Raw genomic sequence first — 14532 nt, forward strand, 5'->3', positions numbered from 1 at the left:
AGATGTCTTTTTCGCGCCTTCTATTCCGTGCATGAACGCGGAAGAGAAGGCGTTTTGAAATTTTGCTGACGAAAACAATGGAAATCACTCACGCCTTTACTTGTTCTATACATAAATGCGGGATCTATGCCGTCTACACGTATAATACCGGAGCTGATATTTTAATGATTTTGCCGTCTCTGAAATAAAAGCGGGGGACGCGGCGGCTTAATACAGATAAGACTTCGTAGCTGATCGTACCGAGCATTTCGGCAATTTCATCAACGGAAATCTCGGCTCCTTGTTGTTTACCGTAGATGACGACTTCTTCTCCTTGTTTGCCCTCATTCTCACCTAAACTGACCATGATCATATCCATTGTCACTCTCCCCGCCACCGGCACCCGTCTGCCGCGGTGCAGAATAAACCCGCGGTTGGACAGGGCGCGGGAGTAACCGTCAGCATAGCCGATCGGAATCGTCGCGATGATTTCACCCGGTTCGGCGATATATGTGGCACCATAACTGACGGTCCGGGGATCTGTCACCATGGCTTTCACATAAGCGATACGCGCCTTTAAACTTAGTGCGGGTGTGAGATCCACGAGGTTCAGTTCCTTTATCGAGGCGGACGGATATAAACCATATAAACCAATACCTAAACGGATCATGTCGGCGCTGAATTCCGGGAATGCGATAGCGGCGGCTGTATTGCACATATGCACGGTAGGCAGCGTAATGTCTTGATTTTTTAAAAAGCTGAGAAAGCTGATAAACTTTTCGTGCTGCAGCATCGTCAGCTCAGTGTCCGGTTCATCCGCTGTTGAAAAATGTGTAAAGATGCCATCCCATGACAGGTATGTACTCGACTTGAGCGCTTTCACCACTGCTAAAAGATCTTCTTCCGTACGCACACCCAGCCGGCCCATTCCGGTATCCACATTGATATGAATGGACAGCCGTTTCGAATCTGCTTCTTTTTCCAATATCCGATTCGCTTTTTTGATCCAGCTGACCTGAAACGCTGATAATGTTATGTTCCAAACGGCAGATTTTTTCACACAGCTGAGAGCTGTGAAGCCGAGCACAAGAATAGGTGCCGTAATTCCCGCTCTCCGTAACACAATTCCCTCTTCGACACTTGCGACAGCGAGCTCGCTCGCCCCGCTTTCCAGTGCCTGCCGCGCTACTTCCACAGAGCCGTGGCCATAAGCGTTCGCTTTTACGACGGCCATAATTTTAGACGTATTCGGAATATGGCGGCGGATCGCCCGTACGTTCTTTTTTATCGCATCAAGGTCAACTTCAATCCAAACTTCCCGGCAAAGTTTTTTCATCACGATTCCTTCTTTCCTTAATGAGTTTCAGTACTCATGCTTTCAATCTGCATTCTATTCACCTTGAACTGAAATCATTCAAAACAAGGGAAGGTGATCGCTGATGTTTAAAGATCAAGGTTTCAGGAAATCAGTGCGCCTGCTTTATTTATGCTGAAAGGGCTGCATGGCAGCCCTTAAATTGACTTTACAATATTCTGATCTGAAAATTGATGTTCAAACATTTTGGTGTGGCTCACAGCATTGTTTTGAATGACAATGCCGATATTTCCCCCTCCGGCACCGAAAACGGTTTTTGATGCAGTCAGCGGACTGATGGATATGGCGCCGCCAACATTGACAACTCCGTTTCCTGATACGTTGTTTATCGTAATCGGGCAACCGCTCATTCTATTTTTTCTCCTTTCTCTCACAGTCTACTAACTATATGTACGCTGTAATATGGAATAAGATTAAACAAAACGGCAAAAAGAATCCGGCTGCTGCCAGCCGGAAAGGGAGGGGAATGGAGATGTCATAGTGTTTTCGTTACATTTTGATCAGAGTATTGAGAGCTTGAAGATTGAGAGGTACTGGATTGATTCATTTGCAGGACCATCCCTGTATTTCCCCCACCTGAGCCGTAGACGGTTTTTGATACGGTTAAAGGACTTATCGAAAACGCACCGCCGACATTGACAACCCCGTTTCCGGAAAGACTGTTAATCGTAATAGGAAAACCAGCCATCATATACGGTCTCCTTTCTATTAATCTATTTACTATATGTACGCTGTGTGTAAGAAATAGGAGTAAACAAAGCGGTAAAAACTTGTGAATCAAAAAAACTGCCGGACATCCGGCAGTTTTTTTAGTCTACTTTTCAAACGGCACCCAGCCGCCTGTATTCTGGATCATTTCCCATAACGGTTCAGGAAGTCGGTATTTCTCAATTTCAGATGCTTGAATGGCTTTTTCGATTTCCTGTTCGCGGCCTTCTTTGACCAGCACCGCCCATTCGGGGTTAATCAAAATGACACGTCCCAGAGCCACCAGCGGAATTCCGCTTTCTAATACAGCAAGCGCTTCCTCCGCGGTATAGATGGAACCGACGGCCATCAGCGGCACTTTATGGCCGACGCGTTCGTTTAATAAATCCATCCGGGTCCGTGAAGTATCCGCTCCGCGGCGGGCTTTGGAATTGACATCCATCAGTGAAATATGCAGATAATCCAAGTTCTCTTCTGCAAGCGCGTCGGCGAGCATGAATGTTTCTTTCATTGTAAGCCCCGGTGTTTCCGGCTCTTCCGGTGACAGGCGGTAGCCGAGAACGAATGGATTTTCAGCGTGTGTATCAATTGCTCGTTTGACAGCGTCAACGACTGCAAGCGGGAACGCAAGGCGCTTTTCATCGCTTCCGCCCCAGCGGTCTGTGCGCCGGTTTGTTTTCGGTGAATAAAATTGGTGAATCAGGTACCCGTTTGCCCCGTGAATTTCAACACCGTCAAAGCCGGCTTCAATCGCTCTGCGTGTCGCTTCGCCGAATGCTTTCACGATGTGCTCAATTTCTTGTTCGGTGAGAGCCCGGGACGTTTGTCTCCCGTCTTCTTCTGAGCCGCTCGGACTGACGACGTCGTTGTTTGGCACGAGTTCAGGAGGGCATTCTAATCCTCCGTGGTGAATCTGCACAACGGCTTTCGCTCCTTGAGACTGGATCGCCTGAGCGAGTTTTTTCAAGCCGGGAATGTGAGAATCATCATAGATGCCGGGCTGGCCTGGAAACGCTTTGCCGTCCGGCGTTACGTTTGCACATGCCGTAATGACCATGCCCATTTCTTTTGAACGGGGAGTAATGTAGCTTAATTCACGGTCGGAAATCGTTCCGTCATCATTTGATGAATAGTGTGTCATCGGCGCGACTGAAATACGGTTTGGTATGGTGACGCCGCTTTCGAACGTAAAAGGTTCAAACAGCGGTTTATAAGTTTGCTTCATCATTTCGCCTTCTTCCTTAGGAGTTTAACTCGTCCGTATTCTAGCTTATGTTTTAATTGTGTGCAATTATTTTGCTTGTTCTTCTTCCTGAGGTTATGACCGGCTGAACCATTTAAACGAATGAAACGGTTTTCTCCGTTCCTTTTCAGGATCTTTATATCCTCCTGAAATTTGATGGCCGATCGAGCTGAATATGACAGCGGCGGCGAAGAGGAGAATGATTTTTTTCATATACATATCTTCTTTCTTATCTTTTACAAGGTTATTTATAAGCATACGCCTGTGCGAAAAAACCGTCAATTTGTTTTTATTTATTCTTTTTTCCACTTTCCTGCGGCGAATATCGTTCCGATCTGAATCACAACACTTAACAGAGCGCACACTGCCACAACTGTGTTGCTGTCCATAGAAGACACCCTCCTTTTTGTTAGGTTGATGTATCATATGACAGCTGTCTCTGTTTTGACAAAACCGTAATGCGGTGTTTCATATTTTTCAACACAAAAAGGGCGCTTTTTTAAGCGCCTTTATTTTTTTTTCAGCCGGTTCAAAGCGATTTGAACGGCGATGGCGTCATCCAGGTAGCCGATCGGAAACATGTAATCCGGAATGACGTCGGTCGCTAAAATATAATACAGAAGCGCGCTCCCGAGAATCGCGCGGTCTTCAGCCGGTGTTGATTCATCCATATACTGATGATGCATGTTTTTCAAATGATCAATAAAAGGGCCGACGCTTTCTTCATTGTCCATTTTCTTTTGAAACTCATCGCAAATCAGGCGATGGCCCTGCTGGGTTTTGGCATATTGTTCATATCTGGTCAGTTCGCGCTCAATTTGCTCCCGGGAAAAAGGCTGATCAAACATCTCGGCCATATTCAGCATATCCTGAATCGCGTGCATCGGGTCTTGCGGCGCAGCTTCTTTTTCATGGCCGATGTCTATGCCTGACGCCTCAAGCAATTCCTCCAGCGGGGTGCGGAGATGTTTTGAAAATTCCTGAAGATGCTTTAAATTGGCCTTCTGCTTGCCGTTTATAATCCGGGAGATGGTGGCCGTATCAATGTTTGTTAAGGCGCCGAGTTTTCTCATGGAGAGCGAGTGCTTATCAAGCAGTGATTTTAAAAGGGGCCCCAGTGTTTTATTTTTATTTTCTGTCAAGGGTGTCACCTCGTTTCCGCCGGAATGATGATCATTAATCAATAATTTTTGCAGAAAAGGTACCTTTTCTGTGCTGCTGAATAGGATAGTGTAGATTCAACGGCACAACATGTTGAAAAGACATCAAAGAATGGAGAGAAACGAACATGGCTTGGTTATTGATTTTAGGTTTGGCAGTGTCCTCGAGCATTGATAATTTAGGAGTGGGGATGTCATACGGCATCAGAAAAATCAAAATATCGCATGCGTCGAATATGATGATCGCTTTTATCTGTTTTGTATTCAGTTATATCGGAATTTATTTCGGCAAATGGATTTCAGCCGTTTTACCGGGCTTTCTTCCTGTATTGCTGGCGGCGTTTATTTTATCTGTCATCGGTATCCGCATCATTCTGCTGGCTGTGCCGAGAAAAACAGCGCGTGTTGGCGCGTCAGGAAAAAAAGGCCGTTTTGCCGGTCTGCTGCAAAATCCGGAGGCAGCGGATGCCGACGGTTCGGGAGAAATCGGTATATTGGAATCCATGGTTCTCGGGGTGGCCGTATCCGCAAATGCGCTGACCAACGGATTAAGCGCGGGTTTGATCGGGCTTTCTCCCGCTGCCATTTCCATTACTGCGGCGGTCGGAAGCTTTTTGACGATATGGATCGGCTGCTCGCTTGGAAAAAAAGCCGCATCATTGCGCATCGGTTCTTTTCACGTCGGACAGTTCAGCACGGTGCTGAGCGGAGTGATTATTCTCATCATTGCCGCCAATACGCTGCTCTTTTAAGTTGTCCCGTTCATTTTATGAAAAGCTCAAAATAAATATGAATGTTTCTATTCGGGAGAGCGCATGACGCGGCTCTCTTTTTTTTGCCGATCTGATATTTTTTCAAAATGAACAGAAAGTCGTCCGTTTCCGTTAAATTCTGCATATTCGGCCTTCAGACAGAACCTTTTTCATAGACTGATCAGCTTGTTTTCTTTCTAAGTTCAGGTAAACAGCAGGTCAGATAGCCTTCATTCCAAATATGGAAAAGCGCTGGAGGAATGAAGGCTCCCTTTACAAATCGGCCATTCTGTTCAAAGATAAAGCCGAATGAGAAAACGTGAGGTGATCTGTGTGAAGTCTGTCATACTTCTGATCTTCACCGCATGGCTGTTATCAGGCTGCGAGTATACCGCGGAGGCTGATGCGGCGCCGTCATTTACACAGGAAGGAACATTTATAAAAGCGGCCGGAAACGATACGATCGCGGTCGAAATTGACGGAGAAAGGCAAGAGGTGAAGGTGCCGTTCGCTAAGCGGTTTGAATGTCAGTCTCTGCCTGAACATACGGCGGTGCAAATCACCTATAAAAAAGAGAGCAACGGACAATTACGGCTTGAGGAACTGAAAAAAGAAACAGATATGTGAAAACGGGGAGGAAAAAACGTGGGTTTACTGACAAAAAGCGCTGCTGCCTTCGGTGCCGCTCTGCTTCTGCTTGCGCCGTCTGCTTATGCAGCTGAACCTTTGCAAGGGAAAACCATTTATATCGATGCCGGACATGGCGGAGAAGACAGCGGGGCCGGGGGAAATGGACTGCTTGAGAAAAACATCAATTTAGCGGTGTCAAACAAGGTGATTGCTAAATTGGAGACAGAAGGCGCAAAACCTGTAGCTTCAAGGACTGACGATACTTTTTTACGTTTGGACGAGCGGGTGGCGAAAGCAAGCGCCAGCCAATCCGATTTATTCGTCAGCCTCCATACGAATTCAGCCGTCTCAACGGCATCGGGCACGGAAACGTATTTTAATTCGACATATGAAGGAGCAGACAGCGAAAGGCTTGCTTCCGACATCCAGCAGCAGCTTGTCACGTCTTTAGGGATGAGGGACAGAGGCGTAAAAGAAGCTCCTTTTTATGTCATTACATATTCAAAGATGCCGAGTGTGCTTGCTGAATTAGGTTTTATCACAAATCCTCAAGATGCGGACAAGCTGAAAAGCGATAACGGCCAAGAGCACGCCGCAGACGCCGTTGTAAACGGAATCGAAACCTATTACAGCGGCCGGTAATTATAAAATATGTGTAAATAGCGCCCTCCTTATGTGCATAACGATTATAATAGAGAAAACCGATGACAAACACCTGAGGTGACACATATGACGAATATTTTTGCCCACCGGGGGGCGTCGGGCGACTGCCCTGAAAATACGATGCCCGCATTCAAAAAAGCGATTGAGGACGGGGCTGACGGAATCGAACTTGATGTACAGATGACAAAAGACGGCCGGATCGTGGTCATTCACGATGAAACCCTCGACCGCACAACGTCTTTGAAAGGATTTGTGAAAGATACGGCGTATGACAAAATCAGAACCGCCGATGCCGCCGGAAAATGGAAAGATTCTTTTAAAGGAGTCAGGATTCCGCTTTTGTCAGATGTGCTGCGTTTTGCGGAACGTGCTGATTTTCTGATAAACATTGAGCTGAAAAACAGTGTATTCCGTTACGAAGGAATGGAAGAAGAAGTGATTAAAAAAGTCAGATATTACGGACTGGAAAAGCGCGTTATTTTTTCTTCATTTAATCATGAGAGTCTCGCGGTTTGCCACGCCCTGGCACCTGAAATTGAACGGGCGGTGCTGACAATGGATGTACTGTACCGGCCTGAACGGTATCTTGCAGCCATTCCCGCTTCGGGTTATCATCCGAAGCTCGGTACGCCGGCGGTCAGCGCTGAAGTGATCAAACATCTTGCAAAACACCAAGCGGCGCTCCGTCCGTTCACCGTCAATCGTCCTGAGGATATGAAGCAGCTGATGAAAGCGGGAGCAGACGCAATTTTTACCGATTATCCAAAGCTGGCTGTTTCTATAAAAGAAGAATGCCGCAGCTGAGAAGACTGTTCAGACAGTCTTCTTTTTTTATGGGCGGGAAAAAGGCGGTGCACTCATAACTCGGTCAGCCGGTTCATATATTGTAACAGGGCGTTTTGTGTAAGCGTTATCTTTTATCTTATTGAAAGTGAGGCAAAATTGTGGGAAAAACGGTTATCGTCAGTGCGGCAAGAACGCCGTTCGGAAAATTCGGCGGCGCATTAAAAGAGGTAAAGGCAGCCGAGCTTGGCGGCATTGCCATAAAAGAAGCAATCAAGCGCGCCGCTATCAGTGAAAGCGAAGCGGAAGGAGCGGTGATGGGAATGGTCGTCCAGGCGGGTGCCGGGCAGATTCCGGCACGGCAGGCTGCAAGATATGCCGGGCTTCCGTGGTCCGTTCCGGCTGAAACCATTAATAAGGTCTGTGCATCAGGGCTCAGGGCCGTTACCATCTGTGATCAAATGATTCGGGCGAAAGATGCGGACGTGCTGATTGCAGGCGGAATGGAAAGCATGAGCAACATTCCGTACGCCATTCCGGCCGGCCGCTGGGGTGTGAGGATGGGGGACGGGGTGTTTCAGGATTTAATGGTTCATGACGGGCTGACCTGTGCGTTCGACCAGGTCCATATGGCTGTCCACGGAAGCACTGCGGCCAAAAAGTACGGCATTTCCCGGGATGAACAGGATCATTACGCTCTTTTGAGCCAGAAACGCGCGGCAGAGGCGGCTGAAGCGGGCAAATTGCATGAAGAAATTGTTCCCGTCACCTGGACCGGCAAAAAGGGCAAACAGCATACCGTTGAAGCGGATGAGGGGCTGCGCCCTGATACGAGCCTTGAGCAGCTTGCAGCGCTCAAGCCAATTTTTACAGCCGACGGAACGGTTACAGCCGGAAACGCTCCCGGTGTAAATGACGGGGCCGGAGCATTTGTGCTGATGTCAGAGGAAAAAGCCGCAAAGCAGCATGTCAGGCCGCTCGCAGCGATACTTGGCTTTGCGTCAGTCGGACTGGAAGCGTCCGAGCTGGCAAGCGCGCCGGGAGAGGCCATCAGCCGGCTCTTGACAAAAACCGGACTGTCCGTTGACGATATTGATTTGTTTGAAGTAAATGAAGCATTTGCGTCCGTCGTGCTGGTGAGTGAAAAAATAGCCGGGTTCAGCCGGGAAAAAGTGAATGTGAACGGAGGGGCAATCGCGTTCGGCCACCCGATCGGCGCAAGCGGAGCGAGAATCATCATGAGTTTAATATACGAATTAAAGCGTCGCGGAGGGGGTTTAGGCGTAGCTGCTATATGCAGCGGAGCGGCTCAAGGAGATGCCGTCCTGCTTGAGGTGTACTGATCAAAGGAGGGAGCGCCGGATGAAGATGAAAACAATCATGGTCGCAGGTGCGGGTCAGATGGGAGCAGGCATCGCGCAGACGGCTGCAGAAGCCGGGTTTGCCGTCAAGTTATACGATTGGGAGCCGGAAACGGTAACAAAAGGTCTTCATCGCATAAAGACAAACCTGGAGAAAGAGCAGGCAAAAGGACGGAAGTCACAGCAGGAGACAGATGCCGTTTTCAGCCGTATTTCCCCGGCAGAACTCAGAGAAGCGGAAGATGCTGATTTTATAATTGAAGCCATTGCCGAAAACAAAAAAGCAAAAGCAGAATTGTTTGACACACTAGATAAAATCTGTCCCCCTCATGCCGTATTGGCAAGCAATACGTCTTCTCTTCCCATTACAGAGCTTGCCGCGGCCACAAAAAGGCCTGAAAAAGTAATCGGCATGCATTTTATGAATCCGGTTCCTGTCATGGAGCTTGTCGAAGTCATCAGAGGACTCGCCACATCGGAAGAAACGGCGGAAACAGTAAAGCAGCTTGCCGTCCGGATGAATAAAACCCCTGTCGAAGTCAATGACTTCCCGGGCTTTATATCTAATCGCATATTAATGCCGATGATTAACGAAGCCGTTTATTGCCTTTACGAAGGAGCAGCTTCAAAGGAAGCGATTGATGCGGTGATGAAGCTCGGCATGCGGCACCCGATGGGTCCTTTAACATTAGCTGACTTCATCGGGCTGGATACGTGCCTTTCCATTATGGAGGTTCTCTATGCGGGGCTCGGAGATCCGAAATACCGCCCATGCCCTCTGCTCAGAAAATATGTCAGCGCCGGCTGGCTCGGCAAAAAAAGCGGGCGCGGTTTTTATGAGTACGGCAGATGACGTAAAGATCATGAGGGGAGACGGCAGCTATGCATTTTACAGAAGAGCACATCATGATGAGAAAAATGGTGCGTGATTTTGCCCGCAAGGAAATCGCGCCGGTGGTTGAGCTCATGGAATCAACAGATGAATTTCCGGAGCGGCTGATTAAAAAAATGGGCGAAGCGGGATTGATGGGCATTCCCGTCCCGGAAACTTACGGCGGGGCGGGTGCTGATACAACATCTTACATTTTAGCGATTCATGAAATATCAAAAGTCAGCGCGGCCGTCGGCGTCATTTTGTCCGTCCACACATCGGTAGGGACAATCCCGATTTTGCATTTCGGGACAGAAGCCCAAAAACAAGCGTATATTCCGAAGCTGGCAGCGGGCGAATATATTGGGGCATTTGCGCTTACTGAGCCTCAATCCGGATCTGATGCGGGAAGCCTGAAAACAAGAGCCGTACAAAAAGGCGGTTCATATATTCTGAACGGTTCAAAAATCTTTATTACTAACGGCGGAGCGGCAGATTTGTATCTGACATTCGCCATAACCGATCCGGGTAAGGGGAGAAAGGGGATTTCAGCGTTTATCGTTGAAAAAAACACACCCGGTTTTTCTATCGGAAAAAAAGAAAAAAAGCTCGGATTGTTAGGTTCCAATACTGTCGATTTGCAGTTTGACCAAGCGGAAATTCCGATTGAAAACCGGCTCGGCGAAGAGGGCGAAGGCTTTTCAATCGCCATGAAAAACCTTGAAGTCGGACGGATCGGCATAGCGGCTCAGGCGCTCGGGATTATCGAAGCGGCGCTCGGCTGCTCGGTGGAGTACGCCAAAACCCGCAGCCAGTTCGGCAGACCCATCGCTTCGAATCAGGCCGTTTCATTTAAATTATCTGACATGGCGACGAATGCGGAAGCTGCCAAATTATTGGTCTATCATGCTGCTGATCTGTATCAGCGAGGGCTTCCGTGCGGAAAAGAAGCATCTATGGCGAAGCAATTTGCGTCCGATGCGGCGATGAAAGCGGCGGTGGAGGCTGTGCAGATTCACGGCGGTTACGGCTATATGAAAGAGTATCCCGCGGAGCGTTTATTTCGGGATGCGAAAGTCACGCAAATTTATGAAGGAACCAATGAGATTCAAAGGCTGATTATTTCTAAGTATCTTCTTCAATAAAAAGTGCGCAAAGGAGCGAAACCATGGAATCTTATTCTCCCGGTTTAGATGGCGTCATTGCGGTGGAAACGGGGATTTCTTTCCTGGATACACAGCAGGGCAGTATTTTAATCAAAGGCCACGATCTGATTGAGCTTTCTAAAACGGCCGGCTATATGGACATTGTTCATCTCTTATTGGAAGACAGACTTCCTGATGCGAAAGAGAAGGCGGCGCTTGAAGAAGACGTTCGGCGCGGCGGACACCTTCCCGAGGAAATCTTGCACATATGCCGTCTGCTGCCCGAACATACTCACCCGATGGACGGACTGAGGACGGGTTTGTCCGCGCTTGGAGGCTTTGACAAGGACATCGATGACCGTTCATCTTCCGTAAATCAGCACCGTGTACGCGGACTGATAGGCAAAATGCCGAATCTGACGGTCAACAGCTATCGAGTCATCAACGGGCTGGAGCCTTTGGCGCCGGTCGGAACCTTATCATACAGCGCAAACTTTTTATATATGATTACCGGAAAAACGCCGTCATCTTTGGAAGAAGAAATCTTCGACAGGTCGCTTCTTTTATACAGTGAGCATGAATTGCCGAATTCAACGTTTACGGCCCGTGTCATTGCTTCGACGCAATCGGATATTTACGGCGCGCTGACCGGAGCCGTCGCCTCGCTTAAAGGAAACCTTCACGGCGGCGCGAACGAAGCGGTTATGTACATGCTTGAAGAAGCGAAGGATACAGATGGGTTTACACAATTATTAACTCGAAAACTCGCAAACAAAGAAAAAATCATGGGCTTCGGCCACCGTGTCTACATGAAAAAAATGGACCCGAGGGCGCTCATGATGAAAGAAGCGTTAAAAAAGCTGTCTGATCTTTCAGGTGATTTCCGTCTTTATCATATGTGTGAAGCCGGCGAAACCGTCATGAGGGAGAAAAAAGGCCTTTATCCGAATTTAGATTACTACGCAGCGCCGGTCTATTACATGCTCGGCATCCCGATACCGCTGTACACGCCTATATTCTTCAGCGCACGCACGGTCGGCCTGTGTGCCCACGTCATTGAACAGCACAGCCGAAACCGGCTTTTCCGCCCGCGTGTCCGCTATACCGGAGCGCGCCTATAAACAGATGAGAAAGGAAGATGAAAACATGACAGAACCCCGCCGAATGGACGCTGTAATCGAAGAGATTTCGGACTACGTGCTCCATCAGGAGATTGACAGTTCAGAAGCTTTCGCTACGGCAGGACATGTGCTTCTTGATACGATAGGCTGCGGAATTTTGGCGCTCAGCTATCCCGAATGTACAAAGCTGCTCGGCCCGATTGTCCCGGGAACCTCCGTGCCCAACGGCAGCAGAGTCCCGGGCACGCCTTTTGTTTTAGACCCGGTCACGGCTGCTTTTAATATCGGCTGTATCAACAGGTGGCTTGATTATAATGATACGTGGCTTGCGGCGGAATGGGGTCATCCGTCTGACAATCTCGGAGGCATATTGGCTTGTGCGGATTATATATCCAGAGTGCGGATTTCAGAAGGGAAAGAACCGCTTATCGTGCGCGATGTGCTTTGCGCAATGATCAAAGCGCACGAAATTCAAGGGATTCTCGCTTTGGAAAACAGCTTAAACAGAGTGGGGCTTGACCATGTGCTGTTTGTGAAAGTGGCGACTGCGGCTGTTTGCGCGCAAATGCTGGGCGGCTCAAAAGAGGAAATCAATAACGCCGTATCTCATGCCTGGATTGATAATTCAAGCCTCAGAACGTACCGTCATGCGCCGAATACCGGATCACGCAAATCATGGGCGGCCGGCGATGCGACGAGCAGAGGGGTATATTTGGCCCTTATGGCGCACAAAGGTGAAATGGGGTACCCGACGGCTCTGACCGCATCTGGGTGGGGATTTCAAGACGTATTGTTTAACCGGCAGGAAATAAAGCTTGCCCGCCCGCTTGGGTCCTATGTGATGGAGAATGTTCTGTTTAAAGTATCCTACCCGGCTGAATTCCATGCGCAGACAGCAGCGGAATGCGCGGTCCGGCTTCATCCGGAGGTGAAAGACCGCATCGAAGACATTGACAGGATCACGATTATGACGCATGAGTCGGCAATCCGGATTATCGATAAAAAAGGGCCGCTTCACAATCCGGCTGACCGGGATCACTGCCTCCAGTACATTACGGCAATCGGGCTGCTTTTCGGAGATATCACGGCGGATCATTATGAAGAGGAAACGGCGTCTGACCCGCGAATTGATACATTGCGGAGCAAAATGGAGGTGACGGAACACAAAGCGTACTCAAAAGATTACTTAGACCCGAATAAGCGATCCATATCAAATGCCGTACAGGTGCATTTTACAGACGGCACGGCTACGGGACGGATTGAATGTGAATACCCGCTCGGGCACCGGTTCCGCAGAAAAGAAGCCGTTCCGAAAATTCTTGCCAAGTTTTCAGCAAACATCAGCACTCATTTTTCGTTGAAGCAGCAGCGAAAAATCGAAGAGGCCTGCGAACATAGAGGCCGAATGCAGAAGCTCAGCGTTAGTGAATTTATGGACTTATTTCTCGTATAAAATAGGAGGGTGACAAACATGACGTGGATCGTCAGCGAGCAGTCGTCTCAAGAGGAGCTTGCAGAGCGGTTCCGTACGCTGATGACAGCGCCGGATCTACTGCAGATCCCCGGCGCCCATGATGCGATGGCCGCTCTTATCGCCAAGAAAACGGGGTTTTCGGCTCTTTATTTATCAGGCGCGGCTTACACGGCGAGCAGAGGGCTGCCCGATTTAGGGATCATCACGTCGGCGGAAATGGCTGAACGGGTTAAAGATCTGGTCCGCTCGTCTGATCTGCCCGTCCTTGTCGATATTGACACGGGTTTCGGAGGAGTGCTGAATGCCGCCCGGACGGCGAAAGAAATGTATGAAGCGCGCGCGGCCGCCGTCCAGATGGAGGATCAACGCCTGCCGAAAAAATGCGGACATCTGAATGGGAAGCAGCTCGTGCCGATTGAAGAAATGACGCAAAAAATCCAAGCGGTCAAGCGGGCCGCGCCGACTCTTCTTGTTGTTGCGAGAACAGACGCCAGACAGCAGGAAGGACTGGAGGGGGCATTAAAAAGGGCGTCCGATTATATAAAAGCGGGTGCTGACGCTGTTTTTCCGGAAGCGCTCCAATCCGAAAGTGAATTCAGAGCGTTTTCCAAACAAATCAGTGTGCCGATTCTCGCAAACATGACTGAATTCGGAAAAACGCCGTATTACAGTGCTGATGAATTTTCCGATATGGGCTGTCAGATGGTCATTTACCCGGTCACGTCACTCAGAACGGCGGCCAAGGCTTTTGAGCGTATTTTCCGCCTTCTGAAAGAAGAAGGCTCGCAAAAAGAGGGGCTTTCGGATATGCAGACGAGAAAAGAATTATATGAAACGATCGCTTACGATGACTATGAAGAACTGGATCAATCCATTGCCAAAACAATACTGCCGGACGACTGAAAAAGCCCTTTTTTTGCAAGGGCTTTTTTACAGCTTTTTTTTCCTGAACCGCGGGCTGACTTGATTGCGTTTCCGATCTCTGTACAGAATAAACCCGGCCAGAACATAAAGGCCGAACAAAAAAAACGCCAATCCGGCCGCCCCCTGAAGAAAAAGGGACGGAAACGGGGAAAACGCATGCCCGAACAATGCATCTCTCATCAGCTTAATGCCGAGCGCCGCGACAGCGCCGGGGAGGACCAGAATCAAAAGCGCAACAAGCCGGCTCATATTCAGAAAACCCCTTTACGATATGTTTTCCTTTATTGTCCAATCGAAAAAATATTTTGTCAAGAGATCAAAACGTGGTAACATAGGGGTTGTG

Annotated in this window: 17 protein-coding genes; 10 read left to right on the plus strand and 7 right to left on the minus strand. The window is 48.8% G+C overall.

Going from position 1 to position 14532, the window contains the following annotated elements; translation table 11 throughout:
- Positions 1-133: 133 nt before the first annotated feature.
- From alr to ACWHAR_RS02935, 6 genes are all read right to left on the minus strand, one after another.
- The gene (gene alr / locus ACWHAR_RS02910; protein WP_025649856.1) at positions 134-1315 is read right to left on the minus strand and encodes an alanine racemase; all 1182 of its coding nucleotides are present in this window, start codon (positions 1313-1315) and stop codon (positions 134-136) included.
- Between the two features lie 176 nt (positions 1316-1491).
- Positions 1492-1704, minus strand: coding sequence for a spore germination protein (locus ACWHAR_RS02915; RefSeq protein ID WP_014418351.1), 213 nt, complete (start codon positions 1702-1704; stop codon positions 1492-1494).
- A gap of 125 nt (positions 1705-1829) precedes the next feature.
- Complete coding sequence (locus tag ACWHAR_RS02920) at positions 1830-2042, minus strand: spore germination protein (RefSeq protein ID WP_007408362.1); 213 nt, start codon at positions 2040-2042, stop codon at positions 1830-1832.
- Positions 2043-2168: 126 nt separating this feature from the next.
- On the minus strand, positions 2169-3287 hold the full coding sequence (locus ACWHAR_RS02925; protein WP_032874152.1) for an NADH-dependent flavin oxidoreductase: 1119 nt from the start codon (positions 3285-3287) through the stop codon (positions 2169-2171).
- A gap of 93 nt (positions 3288-3380) precedes the next feature.
- The gene (locus tag ACWHAR_RS02930; protein ID WP_014470646.1) at positions 3381-3518 is read right to left on the minus strand and encodes a hypothetical protein; all 138 of its coding nucleotides are present in this window, start codon (positions 3516-3518) and stop codon (positions 3381-3383) included.
- A 296-nt stretch (positions 3519-3814) separates the two neighbouring features.
- Positions 3815-4447: a helix-turn-helix domain-containing protein gene (locus ACWHAR_RS02935; protein ID WP_014418348.1), complete on the minus strand. Its 633-nt coding sequence runs from the start codon at positions 4445-4447 to the stop codon at positions 3815-3817.
- A 146-nt stretch (positions 4448-4593) separates the two neighbouring features.
- Here ACWHAR_RS02935 and ytaF point away from each other — a divergent pair, with 146 nt between their 5' ends.
- The 10 genes from ytaF to prpB all read left to right on the plus strand — a co-directional run bounded on the left by ytaF (position 4594) and on the right by prpB (position 14168).
- On the plus strand, positions 4594-5217 hold the full coding sequence (gene ytaF, locus ACWHAR_RS02940) for a sporulation membrane protein YtaF (protein WP_007408366.1): 624 nt from the start codon (positions 4594-4596) through the stop codon (positions 5215-5217).
- 309 nt (positions 5218-5526) lie between these two features.
- On the plus strand, positions 5527-5844 hold the full coding sequence (locus ACWHAR_RS02945; RefSeq protein ID WP_014721488.1) for a hypothetical protein: 318 nt from the start codon (positions 5527-5529) through the stop codon (positions 5842-5844).
- 18 nt (positions 5845-5862) lie between these two features.
- A complete protein-coding gene (locus ACWHAR_RS02950) occupies positions 5863-6489 on the plus strand; it encodes an N-acetylmuramoyl-L-alanine amidase family protein (protein ID WP_007612483.1) in 627 nt (208 codons plus the stop codon).
- Between the two features lie 87 nt (positions 6490-6576).
- Positions 6577-7314, plus strand: a complete 738-nt coding sequence (locus tag ACWHAR_RS02955) for a glycerophosphodiester phosphodiesterase (RefSeq protein WP_032874064.1) — start codon at positions 6577-6579, stop codon at positions 7312-7314.
- A gap of 140 nt (positions 7315-7454) precedes the next feature.
- Positions 7455-8636, plus strand: a complete 1182-nt coding sequence (locus ACWHAR_RS02960; RefSeq protein WP_032874066.1) for an acetyl-CoA C-acetyltransferase — start codon at positions 7455-7457, stop codon at positions 8634-8636.
- 19 nt (positions 8637-8655) lie between these two features.
- Complete coding sequence (locus tag ACWHAR_RS02965) at positions 8656-9507, plus strand: 3-hydroxybutyryl-CoA dehydrogenase (protein ID WP_032874068.1); 852 nt, start codon at positions 8656-8658, stop codon at positions 9505-9507.
- A 29-nt stretch (positions 9508-9536) separates the two neighbouring features.
- The gene (locus ACWHAR_RS02970) at positions 9537-10670 is read left to right on the plus strand and encodes an acyl-CoA dehydrogenase (protein ID WP_032874070.1); all 1134 of its coding nucleotides are present in this window, start codon (positions 9537-9539) and stop codon (positions 10668-10670) included.
- A gap of 23 nt (positions 10671-10693) precedes the next feature.
- A complete protein-coding gene (mmgD, locus tag ACWHAR_RS02975) occupies positions 10694-11791 on the plus strand; it encodes a citrate synthase (protein WP_032874072.1) in 1098 nt (365 codons plus the stop codon).
- 25 nt (positions 11792-11816) lie between these two features.
- On the plus strand, positions 11817-13244 hold the full coding sequence (locus tag ACWHAR_RS02980; RefSeq protein WP_032874074.1) for a bifunctional 2-methylcitrate dehydratase/aconitate hydratase: 1428 nt from the start codon (positions 11817-11819) through the stop codon (positions 13242-13244).
- Between the two features lie 18 nt (positions 13245-13262).
- Positions 13263-14168 carry a methylisocitrate lyase gene (prpB, locus tag ACWHAR_RS02985; RefSeq protein WP_032874076.1) on the plus strand — a complete coding sequence of 302 codons (906 nt, stop codon included), beginning with the start codon at positions 13263-13265 and terminating at the stop codon, positions 14166-14168.
- A gap of 27 nt (positions 14169-14195) precedes the next feature.
- Here the strand turns inward: prpB and ACWHAR_RS02990 are convergent, their stop codons facing one another.
- Positions 14196-14438, minus strand: a complete 243-nt coding sequence (locus ACWHAR_RS02990; protein WP_007408378.1) for a DUF2627 domain-containing protein — start codon at positions 14436-14438, stop codon at positions 14196-14198.
- Positions 14439-14532: the final 94 nt, after the last annotated feature.

The organism is Bacillus sp. LR--39, from assembly GCF_053613335.1.